The 20,263-nt window shown below is 71.0% G+C and carries 16 protein-coding genes and 1 pseudogene; 11 read left to right on the plus strand and 6 right to left on the minus strand.

Going from position 1 to position 20,263, the window contains the following annotated elements; all coding sequences use genetic code 11:
- Positions 1–648 (minus strand): cbb3-type cytochrome c oxidase subunit I (locus ACFWW8_RS26005; RefSeq protein ID WP_386531787.1); only part of this gene is annotated, 648 nt, incomplete at its 3' end.
- A 258-nt stretch (positions 649–906) separates the two neighbouring features.
- On the opposite strand from ACFWW8_RS26005, the gene ACFWW8_RS26010 reads away from it, so the two are divergent.
- Complete coding sequence (locus ACFWW8_RS26010) at positions 907–1,344, plus strand: hypothetical protein (protein WP_386531789.1); 438 nt, start codon at positions 907–909, stop codon at positions 1,342–1,344.
- Positions 1,345–1,457: 113 nt separating this feature from the next.
- Here ACFWW8_RS26010 and ACFWW8_RS26015 read toward each other — a convergent pair whose 3' ends face one another.
- On the minus strand, positions 1,458–1,853 hold the full coding sequence (locus ACFWW8_RS26015) for an ATP-binding protein (RefSeq protein WP_386531791.1): 396 nt from the start codon (positions 1,851–1,853) through the stop codon (positions 1,458–1,460).
- 321 nt (positions 1,854–2,174) lie between these two features.
- Between ACFWW8_RS26015 and ACFWW8_RS26020 the strand changes: the two genes are divergently transcribed.
- A complete protein-coding gene (locus tag ACFWW8_RS26020; protein ID WP_386531792.1) occupies positions 2,175–2,483 on the plus strand; it encodes a hypothetical protein in 309 nt (102 codons plus the stop codon).
- Between the two features lie 67 nt (positions 2,484–2,550).
- On the opposite strand, the gene ACFWW8_RS26025 is transcribed toward ACFWW8_RS26020, so the two are convergent.
- The 4 genes from ACFWW8_RS26025 to ACFWW8_RS26040 form a co-directional block, all read right to left on the minus strand.
- Positions 2,551–3,777 carry a PP2C family protein-serine/threonine phosphatase gene (locus tag ACFWW8_RS26025; protein ID WP_386531793.1) on the minus strand — a complete coding sequence of 409 codons (1,227 nt, stop codon included), beginning with the start codon at positions 3,775–3,777 and terminating at the stop codon, positions 2,551–2,553.
- A 168-nt stretch (positions 3,778–3,945) separates the two neighbouring features.
- Positions 3,946–4,176 carry a DUF6480 family protein gene (locus ACFWW8_RS26030; protein WP_386531795.1) on the minus strand — a complete coding sequence of 77 codons (231 nt, stop codon included), beginning with the start codon at positions 4,174–4,176 and terminating at the stop codon, positions 3,946–3,948.
- Between the two features lie 248 nt (positions 4,177–4,424).
- The gene (locus ACFWW8_RS26035; protein WP_386531901.1) at positions 4,425–5,063 is read right to left on the minus strand and encodes a HemK2/MTQ2 family protein methyltransferase; all 639 of its coding nucleotides are present in this window, start codon (positions 5,061–5,063) and stop codon (positions 4,425–4,427) included.
- 428 nt (positions 5,064–5,491) lie between these two features.
- Positions 5,492–7,765, minus strand: a complete 2,274-nt coding sequence (locus ACFWW8_RS26040; RefSeq protein ID WP_386531797.1) for a catalase — start codon at positions 7,763–7,765, stop codon at positions 5,492–5,494.
- 335 nt (positions 7,766–8,100) lie between these two features.
- Here ACFWW8_RS26040 and ACFWW8_RS26045 point away from each other — a divergent pair, with 335 nt between their 5' ends.
- The 9 genes and pseudogenes from ACFWW8_RS26045 to ACFWW8_RS26085 all read left to right on the plus strand — a co-directional run bounded on the left by ACFWW8_RS26045 (position 8,101) and on the right by ACFWW8_RS26085 (position 20,038).
- The gene (locus tag ACFWW8_RS26045; RefSeq protein ID WP_386531798.1) at positions 8,101–8,664 is read left to right on the plus strand and encodes a hypothetical protein; all 564 of its coding nucleotides are present in this window, start codon (positions 8,101–8,103) and stop codon (positions 8,662–8,664) included.
- Positions 8,665–9,072: 408 nt separating this feature from the next.
- On the plus strand, positions 9,073–9,579 hold the full coding sequence (locus ACFWW8_RS26050; protein ID WP_386531800.1) for a hypothetical protein: 507 nt from the start codon (positions 9,073–9,075) through the stop codon (positions 9,577–9,579).
- Between the two features lie 432 nt (positions 9,580–10,011).
- Positions 10,012–10,138, plus strand: a pseudogene (locus tag ACFWW8_RS26055) (ClpX C4-type zinc finger protein); the annotation flags it as partial.
- A gap of 479 nt (positions 10,139–10,617) precedes the next feature.
- Positions 10,618–10,881: a hypothetical protein gene (locus ACFWW8_RS26060; protein WP_386531801.1), complete on the plus strand. Its 264-nt coding sequence runs from the start codon at positions 10,618–10,620 to the stop codon at positions 10,879–10,881.
- 109 nt (positions 10,882–10,990) lie between these two features.
- The gene (locus ACFWW8_RS26065; RefSeq protein WP_386531803.1) at positions 10,991–11,191 is read left to right on the plus strand and encodes a hypothetical protein; all 201 of its coding nucleotides are present in this window, start codon (positions 10,991–10,993) and stop codon (positions 11,189–11,191) included.
- A gap of 522 nt (positions 11,192–11,713) precedes the next feature.
- Positions 11,714–14,104 (plus strand): UvrD-helicase domain-containing protein, encoded by a 2,391-nt coding sequence (locus ACFWW8_RS26070; protein WP_386531805.1) that lies wholly within the window; start codon positions 11,714–11,716, stop codon positions 14,102–14,104.
- A gap of 396 nt (positions 14,105–14,500) precedes the next feature.
- A complete protein-coding gene (locus ACFWW8_RS26075; protein ID WP_386531806.1) occupies positions 14,501–14,974 on the plus strand; it encodes a hypothetical protein in 474 nt (157 codons plus the stop codon).
- Positions 14,975–14,976: 2 nt separating this feature from the next.
- Positions 14,977–18,804 (plus strand): hypothetical protein, encoded by a 3,828-nt coding sequence (locus ACFWW8_RS26080; protein ID WP_386531808.1) that lies wholly within the window; start codon positions 14,977–14,979, stop codon positions 18,802–18,804.
- Positions 18,805–18,832: 28 nt separating this feature from the next.
- Entirely contained in the window at positions 18,833–20,038 is a 1,206-nt protein-coding gene (locus ACFWW8_RS26085; protein WP_386531810.1) for a tetratricopeptide repeat protein, read from the plus strand.
- The last annotated feature ends 225 nt before the right edge of the window (positions 20,039–20,263 follow it).

The following is a 20,263-nucleotide window of genomic DNA, read 5'->3' on the forward strand; positions in this document are numbered from 1 at the left end:
GAAGAGCACCAGTACCGAGGTCAGCAGGATGTTCCAGGTGAAGATCGGCATCCGGAACATGGTCATGCCGGGCATCCGCATGCAGATGATCGTCGTGACGAAGTTGACCGAGCCGAGGATCGTGCCGAACCCGGAGAGCGCCAGGCCCATGATCCACATGTCGCCGCCGATGGACGGAGTGCGTGTCGAGCTGCTGAGTGGCGTGTAGGCGGTCCAGCCGAAGTCCGCGGTGCCGTTCGGAGTGAGCAGACTGCCCACGACGATGAGGCCGCCGAAGAGGAACAGCCAGAACGACAGCATGTTCAGCCGCGGGAACGCCACGTCGGGGGCCCCGATCTGCAGCGGCATGATGGCGTTGGCGAAACCGGCGAAGGTGGGGGTCGCGAAGAACAGCAGCATGACCGTGCCGTGCAGGGTGAAGATCTGGTTGTACTGCTCGTTGGACACGATTTGCATGCCGGGCCGGGCCAGCTCCGCCCGCAGCAGCAGCGCCAGTACTCCGCCGATGACGAAGAAGCCGAACGACGCGATCAGGTACAGATGCCCGATCTTCTTGTGATCGGTGGTGGTCAGCCAGGAGACCAGCACGCTCCCGAACGAGCGGCCCGGTACCGGGATGGGCGTAACGGGCTCGGTCGACGTCGCCATGGGCGATTCCTTATGTCAGATCACAGGGTCGGTCACACGGGGGCACGCCGGTACCCGCCACACGGCGAGACTTACGCGCGGCCTACACATGTACTACGGAAAGTGACCATGAGCTATATGAAGACCCTGAGGTGACCCGGTTGGCTTACGCGACGTAGCCGCCTGCGTCACGCACCGCGATGTGCCGAAAGCGGCGGACGGGACTCTCCACGGGGGTGTTCGTCCGGCGATCGGGTAGGCGCCTGCCAGGAGGACGCCATGGCTGTCTACCATTCCCACCACGCGGTCCCGTCGACCCAAGCCCACGCGTACCGGAAGGGCATTCACGACCAGGTGATCGGGCTCGTCATGCTCGTCGCCTCAGCCGCCCTGTGGATCGTGCCGATGGCGACCCAGGACGGGGCGAAAGACGCGCAGGTCAACGAGGCGCTGGTCGGGGGGTTTTTGATGTTCGTTGTCGGCTTGAGGATCTATCGGGGCGGCAGCCGGCGCTCTGACGCAATCGTCGGCCTGGCGGGCCTGTGGCTGATTGCCTCTCCTTATGTTCTGGGGCTGCAGGAGACAGCCGTCGACAACGGCAGCCGGGTTCTTGATATCGCCGTCGGCTCCGTGCTCGTGGCAGCCTCGCTGATCTCGTTGCTGATCATGCGGGCCGACCGCCGAGCAGAACACGCCGAGGCGGCACACCGTTCCTGAACCGCATCCACGGGCCGACCCCGCGCCCCGACGGCACCGCCCTCACCGGCACCCTGCCGTCCGAGGCTGGCCACTTTCCCCCACCTCGCTGCCGACGGCGGGCGGGGACGCCGCTACCAGGGGAGCTCGGCGCAGATGGTCTTGCCGCCTCCCGGCTCCGGCCGGATGCGGATGCGGGTGGCGAGGCGCTTGACCAGGAACCATCCCCACCCGCCCGCTCCCTCGGTGCTGGGGGTCCGGGGCCGGGGGTGATGGGGGCTGCGGTCGGCTACGCACACGTCGATGGAGTGCTCCAGCAGTTCCAGGTGCAGAGCGCAGGGGCCGATGGTGTGCCGGAGCGCGTTGGCGACGAGCTCGGCCATCACCAGGAGCACGTTGTCGGGACTCTCGTCCCCGGCGGGGGCCCGCAGGCGGGCTGCGCGGGCCAGGAAGGCGCGCGTGGCGTCACGTGCTGAAGCAGAGGGCTGGGCGGTGCGGGACAGGGGGTGATCCAGGACGGTTGTGTTCACCCGGTCCTCCTTTCCGTTTCACGGCTCTATGTCGCACATGCCCCGCTGTGTGAGCAGCAACCAGGACACGGCCTGCCACCGCCGCACGGCCAGGGGGGCACCGCGGTACGAGCGCCCCCCGACAGCCCCCGCGCGCGGCGGCATGACCGCGGCAACCCGGGCAGGGCGCCGAGGGCCGCGGAGCCGCTATTGATCCATCTGTACCTTATGTGGGGCTTACTCCCGGATTTTCGGGTAGTCGCTGGGTGGGAGGCGTCGATCTCGGGCGTGATCCCGAACCGTGGAGCACTCCGTGCCCCACTGACGGATTGGACGACTGCCATGACCACAGCGAACCCGGGCGGCACCCCCGCAAGCCGCCGCACCGCCGGTAGCGACGTTTCCGGACACGGAACACGCCGCCTGTCGACCGAGACGAAGTCCGCTCTGAAGACGACGGAGTTCTTCGTCTACATCGCCTGCGTGATCGCGGTCCTGATCGCCTCCATGGTGGTGGGAACCGGCGACGGCCACCTCGACTACTTCCGCGCCGACAAGGCCTGGCTGTACATCGTGATCCTCACCTTCGGCTACATGATCAGCCGAGGCCTGGCCAAGTCCGGCAGCCGCGACCACTACGACGGCTCCTAGCACCGGCCGGCAGGTGCACGGGGCGGCACCCGCACCGCACAGCGGGCCGCCCCCTTCCCGCTGTCTGTCACGCGGGGGGTTCCAGGTTGGTGGGGCGCAGTTGTTTGTTGCGGCTGGGGCCGTGCCATTCCAGGCACAGGACGGTGGCGTCGTCGGCCAGGCGTCCGTCGTGGTGGTCCATGACGGCCCGCATGAGCCGGCGCAGTGTTTCGGGGACGGGCAGGCCGTCGGTGTGGTGGCGGATGACGAAGTCGGTGAACTGGTCCATGCCGAAGGGACGGCCGTTGCGGTCGCGGGCTTCGGTGATGCCGTCGGTGTAGAGCAGGATGCGGTCACCGGGTTCCAACTGCTCACGGCGCAGGGTGACGGGGAGTCCCAGGTCGGTGCCGAGCGGGTGGGCAGGCGGGCAGGACAGAGCGGTGGTCCAGCGGCCGGCGCGGATGAGGACGGGCGGGTGGTGGCCGCGGTTGATCCAGCTGAAGAGTCCGGTGTCGGCGTTGACGTCTCCGAGTACGGCGGTGACGTAGGTGGTGTGCCCGAAGTGTTCGATCAGGCTTTCCTCGATGCGTTCACTGGTGGTGACGAGGCCGGTGTCCTGGCGACGCTGGTTGCGGCACGCGGTCACGGCCACGTTGGCGGCCAGTCCGGCGTGGCTGTCGTGACCCATGGCGTCGAAGATGCCCAGATGCACCTGATCGCCGGCGATCGCGTAGTCGAAAGCGTCGCCGCCCACCTCGTACGCGGGTTCCATCGCCGCGGCGACGACCACGTTCGGGTTGGCGAACGAGCGGGGCGGCATCAGATTCCACTGCAGCTCGGCGGCGAGGTTCATCGCCTCGGTGCGTACCAGGCGGGGGTGGGCGTCGCTGTGGGGCCGTTTGCCGACCACCAGCAGACCGACCAGGGAGGCCAGGGTGTTCAGCTGGTCCACCTCGACCCCGTCGGCGAGGTCGGCGCCCAGGACGCCGATGCGTTCCGTCCCGTCGAGGATGGGCACCCACCATCTGCGGGGGGTGGCTTCAGGGCCGGGCAGGTGACGGATGGTGGTGAATACGCGGCCGGGCAGTGTGCCCTCGATGGGGAGCGTCTCACCGCCCTCGGCGGCGTTGAGTCCTCGGCCGGTGGCTTCCCGCAGGACCTGCTCGCGCAGGTCGGCCAGGAAGAGCCGCACGTTGCCCATGCCGGCCAGACCGGCATGGCCGGCGACCAGACCCGGCAACTGATCGAACGAGCACAGGTGCCCGTCGTCCAGGATCCGGGTGAGCATCTCCAGCATGTCCGGTTGCCGGTCCACGTCCTCATCCTCCCAAGCCGTGGATGTTCCCTCCCAGCATGCGCTGCCACCGGGCGGCGGACCCCCTGACGCGGCGCGAAGCCTGTGGGGCCGGCGTTTGAAGACGGGGGAACGCGGAACTGCGGACCATCCCCTTCACCAGCAGCCGGTGGGCGCGATCAACCCACCTCAGAGGTCCAGCGTGATGGCGTAGGCCAGGAAGAACAGGGCGGTGACGAAGGCGAGGAGGCAGATCAGCACCAGAGGTCCCTTTCCCCAGCCGCGGGTGAGGGGCCGGTACGGGCCGGTTCCTGTGCCAGTGCTCGATTCACCGGGCGGAGTCTCGCCTGGCGGGACCCCGGTCCCTGCGCCGGGTGAAGGCGTACGGCGCGGACCCGGTTCCGAATCCTGTGCGGACATGACGTGCCCTCCTGACCTTGGCGACACCCGCCAGTGGCTCTGTGGCGCACGGGTTGTCCAGCACCTACCCGGCGTCGTGCGGACCACGCCGCACACGTGCGACGGGGCGACGGCCGAGCGGGACCGAGGCCGACCCGCCCCCTCAGAAGCGACAGCCGACCCCGCCGAAACCGAGTACCGGAGCGGCGGGCCGGACGATGCCCGCAGCGGATTCCACAGCAAGAACGCGGCCGGCCCCGCACCAGGAGTCAGTACCGGGCACGGATCACCACCAGTTCTTCGAGCTCGTCGGCTTGGCTGGTCAGGCCCTGCTGCTCCAGCCAGGCTCGGCGGGAGCGCAGCACGGGCCCCCAGGGCACGACAGCGCGGGCGGTGACCTCAGCGGCCATCCCTGTCGCAGCGAGCCTGTCGACGGTTTCGGAGGCCCCGCACATGCCGGAGTGCACCATGAGCAGTACGCCGCCCGGACGCAGCAGGGAGGGGGCGTTGGCGCAGATCCGGTCGATGACCGCCCGGCCGTCGCGGCCGGCGTCCCACGCGCGTGCCGGCCCCCGCACGGGAAGTTCTGCCCCCGGGGCGGGGACATAGGGCGGATTGGTGATGACCAGGTCGTACCGGCTGCCCGTGACCGCGGAGGCGAAGTCGCCGTGGACGACGCGCAGGGGCAACCGGTGCCGGATGGCGTTGAGCCGGGCGGTGGCCACGGCGCGCCAGGAGACGTCGACCGCCGTGACCCTGGCGCCCCGGCGTGCGGCCTGGAGGGCCAGCGCACCGGTCCCTGTCCCGATCTCCAGAACACGCGCTCCGGGTGTCAGGGCTTCCTCAGCGAGTACTTCCGCCACGAGGCGGGTGTCGCCCTGTGGCCGGTACACGCCCGGCAGGGCCATCAGCCCGGTGGGCAGGGTGCCCGACGTCGAAGCCGTACTGGCCACGCTGGTACCTCCGTGATGGGTGGGACCCGCTCGCGGGCCGGCGGCCGTCGGCCGTTTCCTGCCACTGCCCTCCGCCGAGCCGCTCATCCGGTGCCCGAGCGATCATCTCGCCGAGCCCACCCGGGACGGCTCGCGCCAGGACCGCATACGGCCGCCGACGCACGGACGGGGAACTCCTCCACGCGGATCATTCTCCGGGGTCATCCGGGATCGCGCGCCGCTGCGCCGTGGGCTCCGCGCCGGGCACTGCATCGGCTGCCGTACAGAACGAGCCGGTCCAGAAGAACGACGACGCCGCGCGACACGCGGCGAGCCCCGGACCGTGGTGGTCCGAGGCTCGCCGCGGCCCGCAGGGACCCCCCGGGGGGATGCGTACGGTCGGGTCACACGGCGGCGGGGAAGCGTTCCCAGACGCGGTGGGCCGCGAGGAGTTCCAGCAGCTGGGGCAGTGCCTGCGCTCCGTCCGACAGGATGACGCCGGGTTCGCCGGCGGAGATGCCCGCGGCTTCGAAGAGGGCTTCGGCGCCGCCCCAGCCGGCGAGGGCCTTGCCGTGCCGGTATGCCTCGGTCAGCAGTGTGAGAACGCGCGGGTCACCGACGGCGGGGCCGGGGGAGCCGGCCTTGGCGTCGCGGGCGCCATAGGCGTCGGCTCCTGCTTGCGGAGCGCCGGCGAAGACCAGGGCGTCGAATTCGACGGAACGGGCGGTGGCGAAGGTGCGCTGGACGGTGATCGGGTCTCCGCCTGTGCCCAGGACCCCACCGGCCGGGGCGACGATCAGGGGCACCATACCGGCATCCAGAACGGCCTCGCGGGCCGCGCGCACGCCGGCCGTGTCGATGGCCTGGTCGGTGACGATGCCGATGACCCGCCCGTCCAGCGGCCAGGTCGCGCCGACCTGCGACAGAGCCGGGCTGGGCCGGGCGTCGGTGAGGGGTTCGGTGGCGGCCGGCACCGGCAGCCCGAGACCCACCGCCACCTGCGCGCACAGTTCGCCGTCGATGTTGGCGAGTACGGCCAGGGCGCGTTCCTTGATGGCCTGCTCGTAGCACTTGTTCAGCTCGAAGGTGTAGGCGGCGATGATGTGCTCGCGCTCGACCGGGCTCATGCTGAGCCAGAACAGGCGGGGCTGCGAGAAGTGGTCGCTGTAGGAGGCGGGTGCCTCGCGGACCTTGCGCCCGGCCGGTTCCTCGACCGGCACCTCGATGAACGCGCCCATGTCGGCGCCGGCGAAGAAGGGGCAGCCGCCATCGAGGCTGTTGGGCTTGTAGGGGGCCACCCCGCGGTGCACGGCCGTCTGGTGGAAGCCGTCGCGGAGCATGTCGTTGACGGGCGCGTGCGTGCGGTTGATCGGAATCTGCGGGAAGTTGGGGCCGCCCAGCCGGGTCAGCTGGGTGTCCAGGTACGAGAAGTTCCGTCCTGCCAGGAGCGGGTCGTCGGTGGCGTCGATGCCGGGGACCAGGTGGCCGGTGTGGAAGGCGACCTGCTCGACCTCGGCGAAGAAGTTCGACGGGTTCGCGTTCAGCGTCAGCAGCCCCACCGGCTTCACCGGCGCGAGCTCCTCCGGCACGATCTTCGTGGAGTCGAGCAGGTCGATGCCCTCGAACATCTGGTCGTCGGTGTCGGGGAAGGTCTGGATGCCGAGCTCCCACTGCGGGAAGGCACCGGATTCGATGGCGTCGAAGAGGTCCCGGCGGTGGAAGTCGGGGTCCACCCCGGCCAGGATCTGCGCCTCCTCCCAGACGAGGGAGTGGACACCGAGCTTGGGCTTCCAGTGGAACTTCACCAGCGTCGTTGCGCCTTCGGCGTTCACGAGGCGGAACGTGTGGACGCCGAAGCCCTCCATCATCCGGTAGGACCGGGGGATCCCGCGGTCGGACATGTTCCACAGGGTGTGGTGGGTGGCCTCGGTGTGGAGGGAGACGAAGTCCCAGAAGGTGTCGTGCGCGGACTGCGCCTGGGGGATCTCCCGGTCGGGGTGCGGCTTGGCGGCGTGGATGACGTCGGGGAACTTGATGGCGTCCTGGATGAAGAACACCGGGATGTTGTTCCCGACCAGGTCGAACACGCCCTCCTCGGTGTAGAACTTCGTCGCGAACCCGCGGGTGTCGCGCACGGTGTCCGCCGAGCCCCGCGAGCCGAGGACGGTCGAGAACCGCACGAACACCGGCGTCTCCACGTCCCGGGCCAGGAACGCCGCCTTCGAGACCGTCTGCGCCGTACCGTACGACTGGAAGACGCCGTGGGCGGCCGAGCCGCGGGCGTGGACCACGCGCTCCGGGATCCGCTCGTGGTCGAAGTGCATGATCTTCTCGCGCAGGTGATGGTCCTGCAACAGCACCGGCCCCCGCGGACCCGCCTTCAGCGAGTGATCCGTATCCGGCAGGCGAACGCCCTGCGCGGTGGTCAGATACGCGCCGCTCTGCGCCATCCTGGCCTGCTCCGCCCCGGTCGGCTGCCCGGTCGGACCGACCGTCTCCGGACCGCTCTGATCCGCCTTCGGCGGAAGCGGCTCGACCGGCGTCGTCGGTTCGACGACCTGCGGTGAGACGGGAGCCGGCTTGCCCGGGACCCCCTCTTCCGGACCCTCTGCCGGACCGGCATGCATGACGTCGGCGACCTTCTCGGCGACAGCCTTCACCGGGTTCTTCTCGGACATCTCATCTCCAGACGCAAACGGCGGCCCCCGGGCCCTACACGTGTGACCCGAAAGCGATATGTCCGAAACCTGGACTAGCCTGTCCGGCCCGCGAGCTAAACCACCGGCCCTCGCTCACACGCTTCCCGTCACAACCCGCCGTCGGCACCCCCACGGCCTGCCGAACGAAGAGTGGCTGTGACCAGCACGTCCACAGCAGGCCCGAGACCTCCCGGGTGCGCCCGCCCGCACCGCACCGTGACCCGCCCGGTCGACACCCCGCGGCGGTCGGCGCAGGATGAAAAAAGGGGGACCGGCGGCCGCACGGCTGCCCCCAGTCTCACGGGAGTCACCTCATGCACCGACGCACGCAACGCACGCGACGCACCCTGATCACCTCGCTCCTCGCGTCCTCCGTCGCCCTCGGCGGGGCGGCTTTCCTCGCGCCGACGGCCGCCGCCGCGGTGCCCGCCGCCAGCTGCACCGTCACACCCGCGGCCAACGGCATGTCCGTCACCATCACCGGCGAGGGTTTCACCGCCCCGCGCAAGCTCAACGACGGTGAGAGCACGCAAGACCTGAACGTCGACGCGAGCGGCAACTTCAAGCTGACCCGCTTCCAGAAGAACGTCGACTACACCGTCCTCGCGGTCAACGAGGACCAGCCGTTCGTCTTCGTCAACTGCAAGCGCGTGGCCGCGCCCGGCACCACCACACCCCAACCCACGCCGAACGCCACCCCGCAGAACAACAGGCGCGACTACCAGCAGGGCTTCCAAGCCGGCTTCCGCGCGGGTCAGGAAGCGGGCCGGGCCAACTGCGACGTGCGACCGCAGGTCGACAAGAGCTCGGACCACAGCGCCGCCTACTGGAACGGCTACACCGCCGGAGCCGCCCGCGGCTTCGACCGGGTCTGCTAGCGAGGAGCGCGCTCTCGCCGGCCGGCCCGTCCACGTCAGCCGACCCGGCGCAGCCGTTCGACCAGCTGATCCTTCCGTGACACGAGCCATCCGCCCACGGTCACAGCCAGTCCCACCACGAGGGCTGTGACGACCTGTTGGCCGGACAGCCGTACCTCCTGGCCTTCAGAGCCGGTGCTTGGCGGCCTCGGCGGATATGAGGGCGGCACCGATACCGACGGCGTCGACCAAGAAGACCACCATGTACGGGCCAAGTGCGGCGCCGGGGGAGTGACGTGGGTGGCAACCCTTCCCGTGAAGGAGCTCCTGAGCAGGCCATGCCCCTTCTGCCCGTAGGTCCCTTTCCCGGATTGGATACGTTCCTGGTGGATCACCGTCGGAACGAGGGGGACTGTCATAACGCAGCACTTGGGGCCGCTGGAGGTGGTGGGGGGCCTGTGGGTGATCGGGGACCCGACACGGAAGTCGGGCCTGTCCATCGCGCTCACGCCTGAGGGCCTGGAGCACCGCCGGCGCGGGGAGGCGGCGCCCCTGGTCACCGTGGAGTGGGGGCAATGCGTGAACCTCGGGGTGCGTGCCGCCTACCGAAGCTGGCATGCCAGTCCCGCAGCGGCCGTCGCCAACCAGAGCGGCCACTACTGGGGCCGTGACGGTTGCTCCTTGCAGGGCAACCTGCGTCGCCCGTACGAGCACTGGTCCGCGCGGTACACGCATCACGAACGCCGGTACGGTGTCGGCCACGTCATCGTCCTCGAGGCACTGTTCGACCAGCTCAGCGACGCGAAGGCGCTGGACAGGCTCGGCGATCCCCAATGGCTGGGCTCGGCGGTCACCGCGCTGTCGTCGTACACCTCGTGGTACGCGCCCAAGGGCAAACGCCTGGTGAAGGCGACTGTCCGAACTCTCGGCGTCTGAGCAGGCGCCAGCCGTTCCCGGGCGGTGAGGGCGCCTGCGAGGCGCGGCCGGGTTTCGAGGAGTTCGTGCCCTTCGGCATCGGCAAGCCGACGGCGGGTCAGGGCTGCCTCGCCCACCACGACCCGCTCGGCGAGCTGCCCCAGGACCCCGACGGGCCACATCCCGGCCCGAGTGGCTGCCGCCCGGATCGGCCGGCCGGGGCCCGCGGACAGCCACCGTTCCGCCCGCAGCTCGTCCCGTCCGCCCTGCCACCGCTCATCACCCCACAGCCGTGGACGTCCCGCTCCTGGTTTCGTCGAATCGGGGGCCACGTCTTCCTTGCACTCAGTCAGCCCGGAGGGGCTGCCGTGCGCCGTGCAGACCGCTTGTCAGGGCTCTCCTGACGGCATAGCGTGTCAGGGTAACCCTGACACGCTCCGAGAGGTAGTAGCTATGGCGGCCACGGCTCAGTCCACCGACCCCACGCAGTGTTCCTTCTGCGGGAAGCCGAGTTCCCAGGTCGGCAAGCTGGTCGCGGGACCGGGTGTCTACATCTGCGACGAGTGCGTCGCACTGGCGGAACGGATCGTCGCCGAGGCGATGGGGCAGCCCTCCACGCCGCGCGCCCACGCATGGGCCTCCATGACGGACGAGGAGCTCCTGAGCCATCTCCCTCAAGTTGCCGCGCATATTGACCGAGCTGAGGCTGACCTGCGGCTTTGGGTTCAGGAACTGCGGCGACGCGGAGTGACCTGGACCCGGATCGGCGAGACCTTCGGCATCACTCGCCAGTCCGCGTGGGAGCGCTTCTCCGGCGAGGAGTGACGGACCGTTCGCCATGAACGCGCCGTCGTCCACCGGTGTACATCGCTGGGGCCGTTCCCGGTCGGGATCGAGCCGGGTGAGCGTGATGACGATGCTTTCAGCCGGTCTGCTCAGGGAGTGCAGTATCGATCAGCCTCCAGCCGCTCCGCCTTTCGGCTCAACCGAGCGCGGAGCCTTCTCACCCGGTCCGGACCCTGCTCGTTTCGCCTTCTCGTCCTGGGGCATCCGGCCGTCATGGACACCACAACAGGCATCGGTGAAGAAGTGATCGAGACTCAAGGCGATGAGCATCATGTCGTCCTCAGTGCTGACGCGAATGGTGACGGGAAGCCCGACGTGTGGATGATCGACACCACTGGTGACGGAAAGGCCGACCTCTACCAGTTCGACACCACCGGTGACGGCCGGATTGACGTCACCATCGCCGAACGCGATGAAGAGCCCGGAAGCGACCGCCTGGTGGTCGAAGGAGACGGCGGCCACCCGCAGGAAGCATGACCTTCCCGCGAGCCACTCCGCGGTGCTGTGCCATGCCAACGGGGTCAGAGCCTGCATGGCACAGACCGGGGAGCGGCCGTCTGGAGGCCCATCGAAGGAGGAGCGTTCGATGCCGGTGGTAGTGAGCGTGCTGTTCATCGTGTTCGGGTTGTTCTTCGCCGTGGTGGGGTCCCGCTACAAGGACTCCTACCAAGGCGAGCCCTGGGGCATGGCCGCAGGGGGTATCCCGTTGAGGGACATGAGCCGGCGGACTGTCATCGGGATCGGCTGCCTCATCGCACTGGTGGGAGTAGTCGGTTTCTTCGTCTGACCCCCACCCCTGGCCGGCCCCCGCACACCCCGCACCCCAAGCCCTTCTCCGTAGCCGGCCGCCCGCGAAGCGGGCTCAGGTCCGGGGACCGCAGCGGACCGGGCCCGCCTGGAGCGCAGCGCAGGCCGCCCCGACGGGCGCCAGTGTGGGGTTCGGCCATGATGCCGCTGGGATGTTCGGCGCTGTATGTCAGTGACGTGTGGGTGTATTCGTTCTGCTCAAGGGCGGTTGGACCAGTGTTGGATGCCGGCCCGGTCGAGGCCCCGCGGATGCGTCCCGCTGCGGTCACCAGTCGAGGGCGGCGATCCCGGCATCGAGGGGCGACGGAGGTGCACCGCCCACGGGATGGGGAGGGAGAACCGACAGCGCACAGGTCCGTGGCGCTTCCTTGCGTCCCCCGCCGGCGATGCGGCCGGAACTGACTACCGAACGCATGACACTCTTGACGGTTCGTCACCAACTGGCTCAGTCTCTGGGGTTGCGGTACATGAAGCCGCGCTTCCCAGAGAGGAATCCATGGCCATGGAGCCGACGAAGGAACAGCAGGCTGCCCGTGAGGTGTTCGCCTCCGGCCGGGACTTGGCCCTGGTCGCAGGTGCCGGGACGGGCAAGACCTCCACACTGATCCTGATGGGCGCCGCGACCCGCAAACGCGGGCTGTACGTGGCGTTCAACCGGGCGATCGCCGATGACGCCCGCGGGCGCTTCGGCTCCCATGTGGAGTGCCGTACCGCGCACTCCCTGGCCTTTCGCGCGGTCGGCCACCACTACCGTGGGCGTCTGGACGCCTCGGCAAGAATCCCCGCCAAGCACACCGCCCACCTGCTCGGCATCACCCGCAACCTTGACGTCAACTCCCGCCAGATCAAGGTCACTCATGCCGCACGTCTCGTGATGGGCATGGTCCGCAAGTTCTGCTACACCACCGACCGCCAGGTCATGGCCCGCCACATGGAGCCGGTCAACGGCCTCGACGGCCACGGCCAGGACTATCTCGCCCGCACCCTGCTGCCCTACGCACACCGCGCGTGGGAGGACATCTGCTCGCCCGCGGGCCGGCTGCGGTTCGAGCACGACCACTACATGAAGCTGTGGGCGATGACCTCCCCGCAGCTCGGGGCGGACTTCGTACTGCTGGACGAGGCCCAGGACACCAACCCGGTGCTGGAGGAGGTCTTCCTCGCCCAGGACGCGCAGCGGGTGTGTGTCGGGGACCCGGCCCAACAGATCTACGGCTGGCGCAACGCGCGCGACGTGATGACCGGCTTCCCCGCCCGGCAGCTGCGCCTGACCCAGTCCTTCCGCTTCGGCCCGGCGATTGCGGAAGTGGCCAACCGGTGGCTGGGACACGCCGAGTCGGAGATGCAGCTGACCGGCCACGGTCCCGGCTCCCGCGTCGGCGCGGTGGCGCAGCCCGAGGCAGTGCTGTGCCGGGGCAACGTGGACGCGATGAGCGAAGTCCTGTCCTACCTGGAGCTCGGCACCCCGGTGGCGCTGACCGGCGGAGGCAGCGCGCTGCAGCGCATCGCCAAGGCCGCGGTCGAACTCAAGGCGGGGCAGCGCACCAGCCACCCCGAGCTGTTCCTGTTCTCCTCCTGGGGCGAGGTACAGGAGTACGCCGAGCAGGACAAGGCAGGCCAGGACCTCAAAGCGATCGTGCAACTGGTCGACACCTACGGCCCCGACCAGATCATCGCCGCGGTGGACCGCCTCTCCCCGGAGGAGAAGGCACAGGTCACCGTCTCCACCGCGCACAAGGCCAAGGGACGGGAGTGGCCGTCGGTACGCATCGGCAAAGGCTTCATGGCCCCGTCGGTCGACGACCACGGTCTACAGCGCGCACTGAATGCGAGCGAGGCCCGCCTGATCTACGTTGCGGTCACCCGCGCCCGTCATCTGCTGGACACCGAGGGCATCACCTGGATCGACGCGTACGAGAAAACCATGGCCGGCGCCGGCCGGGACGGCACAGTGGCCGGGCGGCCGATGATCGAGCTGAGCCTGACGGGGCAGCTGAAGTACGACTCCTCACCGATCTCGCAGTTCATGGCCGCCCACCTCCCCTACAGCCACAACCTGGTCCGCGACTATCAGGCGCGCATTGCCGGCCTCCCGCACCCGGTGCAGCCGATCGACGTGCAGTACCCGAACTGGTCGGCCCTCGGGCACGCCGTCGACTACCGTCTCCGCCTCAGCCTCGGCGGGCGGCTCGGACCGGCCGTCGCCGGGGGCGTGATGCTCCTTGACGAGACCGGACCGCTGCGCGGCGCACCGGCGCGTGGAGCCCGCACGGCCCTGCACACGGCGGGCCGGGAGCTGCTGGCCACCGTCGACACCTACCTCGCCGACCCCGGCAGCCTGGACGAGAACGCACTCATCCGGCTGTGCTTCGTTGCCGGCTTTTTCGAGGACATCGCCCGCACCGGTGAGATCCGCCGCTTCAGCATGCTCAGCTCTGCCACCCCCGCCACGGTCCTGGACGACCTCACCGCGGCGGTCCCCGAGTACGTCGCGTGCGACATCGACCAGCAGATGCGGCTCGCCGACGGTCCGTTCGATGCTTTCCGGGCTCTACCGCAAAGGGCCCGCGTGTGCGGTCCGGTCTTCGCCGGCAGCGGCGACATCGGCGGCGCGGACGCCGACTACATCCTCGGCGGCCTGCTGCTGGACTGCAAGGCCACCAAGGACCCCCGCCGCCTGGGCCGCGAGGAGATCTACCAGCTCGCCGGATATCTCCTGCTGGACTACGGCGACCAGTTCGGCATCGACCAGGTGGGCCTGTACCTCTCCCGCCAGGGCGGCCTGATCACCTGGGACGCCGCCGACTTCCTGCGGCGGCTCGGTGCGAGCGCCCCTCTGCCGCAACTGCGCACACACCTGCGCCGGCACCTGCACGAGGCAGCCCGCCACTGAAAGCCACGGCAGGCTGCTCTCGGCACGTCGGCGGGAAAGCACAGAGTTCCAGTCGTCGCCGAAGGCGACGAGGTCGTCGTAGCCGTCTCTCGTCCAGTCCAGTCGCCACCGGCAGGGTCTGCTGCCCCGGGAACGTCTCATTCCCGCCGCCGTTGACGCCCGGCGCGAAGGAGCCGTTCCCCAGTCCGGAACACATCGACGTCCGGAGCACATCGACAGGAACGCGGGCGACGGCGTCACGAAGGCCCTGACCGAGGCCTCCCCGGAACGCCCGGCGGCCTTCCACGGCTGAGCACGTGCACTGCCCGCCCGGCTAACCTGGTTACAGGACAGGGTAGTTCGGCATCACGGGGGCCGCCCGCGGCACGGGACTGAGCACGGGACTGAGGAGGACGGATGCTGGCCGAGTCACTGACGGCGCTCGCCGGCGCGGGCGCCACCGCGCTGATCGGAGCCATGGCCACCGACGTGTGGCAGGGGGCCCGCGGCGGGGTCGTCCAGCTCTTCGGGCGGGGCGGCGAGGCCCGCGGGACGGCGATCGGCGCGCAGCTCGACGAGGACGCCGACCTCGTCGTCCGCGCCGAACCGGCCGGGGCGGACGAGATCCGGGCGGAGCTGCTGCCGGTGTGGCGCCGGCGGCTGCTCCTGCTGCTGGAAGAACACCCCGACTCCGAGGGCGAACTGCGCGAACTGGTCGCCCGCGTGCAGAACGGCATGCCGACCGGGCGGCAGGTGTGGACGCAGTCGAACACCGCCCGCGACCACGGCACCCTCTTCGCCGTCCAGGGCGGCAGCCTCCACTACCACCAGGCGACCGGAGGGCAGGTGCCACCACCCCCCGACGAGGACGGCGCGGACGGGACCGGCTGACCGTGGACCTCCCCGACGAGGTCCACCAAGAAGTGCGCGCCGTCGCCGGTTTCGCCTACGGCGCGGTCGGCGCGGACATTCACGTCTTCGGCAACGGCACCCCCGTCTACCTGCTGTACGCGCGCGACACCCACGGCGCCGCGGACGCCCTGCGCCGGGACTCCGCCTGGCTGCGCGCCCAGCCCAGCCGGATGCTCGACGCCCGCAGCGAGGTCGTGGAGTTCACCGGTCGCGAAGCCGAGCTGGCCCGGCTGCGGGAGTGGCGCGAGCAGCCCGCACGGTCGGCCGCACGCTGGCTGCACGGACCCGGCGGCGCGGGCAAGTCCCGCCTCACCGCCCGCTTCGCCGCCGAATGCGCCGACGCCGGCTGGCTCGTGGTCGACGCCGTACACGGCACCGACACCTACCCGCCCGCCCGGGGCAGCCAGGACCTGCGCACCGACCACCGCGCCGGGGTGCTGGTACTCGTCGACTACGCCGACCGCTGGCCGGACGCCCACCTGCGATGGCTGTTCCACAACGGCCTGCTCCTCGGAGACCTCCCCGCGCGGATCCTCCTCATCGCCCGCTCGGTGCGGCCCTGGCCCGCCCTGCGGGCACAGCTGAGCCGCCTGCGGCGCGCCACCGACCTGTCCGACCAGCCGGTGGAACCGCTCTCCGGCCAACAGGGCGAGCGCAGCGCGATGTTCGAGGCCGCCCGCCGCGGCTTCGCCGCCCACTACCAGGACCCCGCCGCCCTCGACGACCTGCGCCCGCCGTACGGGGACCTGGCCCGGCCCGACTTCGGGCTCACCCTCGCCGTCCACATGGCCGCGCTCACCGCCGTCGACGCCCGGGCCGGCGGCCGGGAGCCGCCCGGCGACCTCGTCGGGATGACCGCGTACCTGCTGGACCGCGAACACGAGAACTGGCGCCGGGCGGGCGAGCACGACGGCGGCGGCACCGGGAACGACGGCGGCGCGGGCGCCGCGGGCGACGACCGCCGCACCCTCGACCTCGCGCGCACCGTCTTCACCGCCGTCCTCACCGGCCCGATGCGCCGTGACACCGCCCGCCCGCTCTTGGACCGGCTCCTGCTGCGCACCCCCGCGGACCGGGCCCTGACTGCCCACGCCGTCCACTACCCGCCCACCGACCCCGCGGCCGCCCACGTACTCGAACCGCTGCTCCCCGACCGTCTGGCCGAGGACTACCTGGCCCTCACCCTCCCCGGCAGCCCCGTCACCGGCTACCCGACCGACCTGTGGTCCGTCACCGCGACCACCCGCATCCTGCGGCGCGACGGAGGGGCCGCACCCGCCTGGACCCCGCGCGCCCTGACCTTCCTCATCGCCGCGGCCGAACGCTGGCCGCACATCGGCCCCGCCGTGCTCTTCCCGCTGCTGCGCCGCGACCCCGCCCTCGCCGTCCGGGGCGGCGACGCGGTGCTGACCTCGATCGCCACCCTCGACTCCGTGGACCTCGACGTGCTGGAGGCCATCGAACCCCTGCTGCCCGCGGGCGACGTACGGGTGGAGGGCGGGGCCGCGGAGCTGGCCCTGCGGCTCACCACCCACCACCTCGGACACACGGTGGACGGCATGGAACGGGCCCGGCTCTCCATGAAGCTCGTGTTCGCCCATCTCACGACGGGCCGCCGCAGCGAGGCGCTCGCCCACATGGAGGAGGCCGTACGACTCACCCGGGAAGCCGCCGAGGAGGATCCGGCGCACCGGTCCGCGTACGGCGACGCCCTCCTCAACCTCGGCGGCCTCTTCATGGAGGAGATCGCCGCCGAGGACCGGATCGACCTCCTTCAGGAGGTGATCGGGCTGAAGAGGGACGGCACAGCGCGGGGCGACAACGGCGGCCCCGAGCCGACCGCCCTCGCCGCGCTGGCCCAGGCGCACACCCGGCTGGCCTTCGCGCTCTGGGAGACCGGGGCCCCGGAGCAGGCGCACGCGGCCGTGGCAGAGGCGGAACGCCTCTTCGATGAGGTACTGGACCGCGACTCCCTCCTCTGGTGGTCCCTCTCCTCGGAGGTGAACCGCCTGGAGATGGTGAACGGCTTCCTGCTGGCGAAGTCCGGACGCCCGGAGGAGGCGGCCGAGGGCGCCGGGGCGGTGGTGGCGCACGTACGCCAGATGGCGGACCTCGATCCCGCGCGGTTCGGCGACGACCTGGCCGCCGGCCTGGGCATCCACAGCGTGCACCTGTGGAATGCGGGGCGGCACGCCGAATCCGTCGACGCGCTCCTGCAGGCGCTCCACCTCTACCGCCAGCTCGCCGACGTCCGCGCCGACTACCGGGACGTCCTCGCCGCCCGGCTCGACGACGCGGCGGCCAAGCTCATCGCGCTGGGCCGGCACACCGAGGCCGTCGCGATCGTCGAGGAGAGCCTCGCCCTGCACCGGGAGCGTCTCGCCCTCGATCCGGACACCGCCGCAACCGCCGAAGCCGAAGGCCGTGCCATCGGCCGTGCGCTGCTCTACCTGCGGGAGCGGCGCGGCGCCGACCGCCTGCCCTGGGGCACACCGGCGGAAATCGACGAGGCGGCCGCACAGCTCGTCCAGGCAGCCGACCCCGCGAGGCTGTGGGACCTCATGCGCAGCATCCCGGTCACCGACGCGATCCGGATCGCCCACCGCCACCCGCCCGAGTACTGGGCCCCGCCCGACGGCGACCCCGGCCACCGCCTGGCCGCCCGGATGGCCTCGCGGCGCCACCGGCCGCAGGCCGCCGAGCGCGCCGCCCGGGCCGCCGCCGGGCGGGCGGTGTGGCAACTGCCCCGCCGCGGCGACCCCGTGGCACCGGACCGGGTCTCCTTCGCTCCCGGCGCGCCGGTCATGACGAGGGAGACGTACCTGCCGCCGAGCCGGGGGCGGTCCCGCTACACATGCGCCACCCGCATCGACGTGTACGACCTCGTCTCCCGCTCCCGCCTCTGGTCCGCCGAACACGTCAGGGTCGGCACCGAAGCCGTGACCTGCCTGGGGCCCGACGCGGTCCTCGCCCTCCGCACGGAGCTGTGGCCGGCTCCCGAGCTCGTCATGTACCGGCCGGGCCGGGCGGAGGTCCTGGCCGGCGGCCCGGAGCTCCTTCTGGGAGCCCGGACCTTCGCCACCGCCCGCGGGTTCGTCGTCCTCCTGCGGAGCGAGCCCGTCGCCCTGCTCGGCGCGCTGGGGCGACCGCTGGAGCGGATCGACCTGCGGGACCTGGGGCTGGAACGCTGCACCGTCCACGCAGTCGACCCCTCCGGGGAGCGCCTCCTGCTGGCCGGCGACCGCCGCGTGATCCTCACCGACGCGGGCCTGAAACCGCTGACCGCCCGCGGCTGGTGGAAGGTGCCCGAGCAGCACGGCACGGTGGAGGCCGCCGCCTTCCTCTCGCCCGACGAGTTCGTGACCGCCGCGTCGACCGACGGCGTCTACTTCTTCCAGCAGGAGTCCGACCAGACCATGGTGACCGCCTGGAACTCCTCCGGACGCCGCCTGAAGCACCTGTTCGCGGTCCCGGGGTGGCGCGTCGTCGGCGGGTGGGCCCGGGGCGAGGAGACGCCGTACTTCCACGATGCCGTGGACCTCTCCCCGGTCCCGCCGCCCCGCCCGCTCGCCGGGCCGTCCCGCGGCGCCCCGCACGTGGTGACCGCCTCACCCGGCGGCCGCTACGTCGTCCACGGCTCCGCCGTGCACGACGTGGGCGCCCCGCTGTCCTTCGCCGCCCGCCCGCTCGCCTCGCTGACCGCGGCCGACCGGGCGGCCCTGAGCGCCTACCTCGACAACGGGCGGGCGCCGTACGCCGCGATCCGGGAACTGCTCGAGCTCGTACGGGACCTCGGGTCCTCCATGTGACCGCCACCGACCGAGGAGAGTGACCGCGATGTTCCGACGGAAGCGGGCCAAGGGCACCCCCGAGAATCCGGAGAAGGCGGAGATCCCGCAGCACCCGGAGAACCCCCCGCCGGAACCCGCGGCTCCCGCGGATCCGCTCGACCTGCGGCTGCACGAGCCCGACGACGCACCGGTCCACCTCAGCATGGACGCCACCCTGCGGATGGGTGAGGAACTCGCGCAGGCGGAGCGGCGGTTGGGGCCGGCCCACGAGGACGTCCTGCGGCTGCGCCACAACTACGCGTTCCTCCTGTGCATCTGGTCCGCCGCGGCCCCGCCCGGGAACACGTACATGCTGGACCGGGCGATCCCCCTGCTGCTGGAGAACCTGACCCACCAGTCGGCGACCCTGGGCCCGCACGCCCGCGACACCCTGCTCACCCTCCACGGCATCGGATCCGCCCACCTGTCGGCGGGCCGTCCCGCCGAGGCCGTCCCGTACCTCGCACAAGCCCTGGAGGGCACCGGACTGAGCCCCGACCGCGACACGGAGGAGAGCCTCACCTGGCGCGAGAAGCTATCGGACGCCTACGCGCGGGCAGGCAGCGCCGACCGCGCGATCGCCCTGCTGGAGGAGACCGTGGCCGGCAGCAGGCGCCTCCTGCCGCCGGGCGGGGAGCGGCTGGAGGCCCGCAAGCAGAAACTGTTCATGGCCTACCGTGCGGCGGGCCGGCTGCCCGAGGCCATCGCACTGGGCCGGGAGATCGTCGCCGACAAGGAGCGGTTCTACGGCCCCGGCCACCTCGACACCTGCATCTGGCTGGACAACCTGGCACACGTCCACCACGACGCCAGGGATCTCGACGCGGCCGTCACCTGCTACGAACGGGCCATCGACGGCTTCGAGAACATCCACGGCCCCCACAGCGAAGAGATCGCCTACCGCTACCACAACCTCGCCATCGCCCACCTGGAAGCCGGCCGTCCGGAGCGGGCCCTGCCGTACCTGAAAGCTGCCCTCGCCGCACGCGAGCACGCCCTGGGACCGGACCACGCGGGGACGCTGGACGCGCTGATCGGCCTCATCTCGGGCTACGACCAGGCCAGGCGGATCGACGAGGCGATCGCGGCCACCCAGCGGTTGATCACCGACCTGCTGCGCATCGGCGGCCCCGCGCACCCCAAGCTCCCCGAAGTGCGCACCTACCTCGACCGGCTGAGGCAGGCCCTCGCCGAGGACCGGTCGGCCGACTAGGAGACCCTCCGCTCCCGCAGGCCCCTCAAGCAGACGGCCTGGCCGACGCGTGCTGGAGCCGTCGGCCAGCACACTGACCAGGCGCCCCCGGGGTGACCGGCGGATCCCAGCGTTCGTTCGCCCAGTGCCTGGCCGAAGCCGGCAGTGGCGGCGAGGCAGAGCGCGGTCAGCCGGTGGTTGCAGCCGGTCGGACTCACCTGGCCCAGGGTGGTACGAGCTGGAAGT

The sequence above is a fragment of the Streptomyces sp. NPDC058701 genome, from assembly GCF_042715295.1.
Lineage (GTDB): Bacteria > Actinomycetota > Actinomycetes > Streptomycetales > Streptomycetaceae > Streptomyces.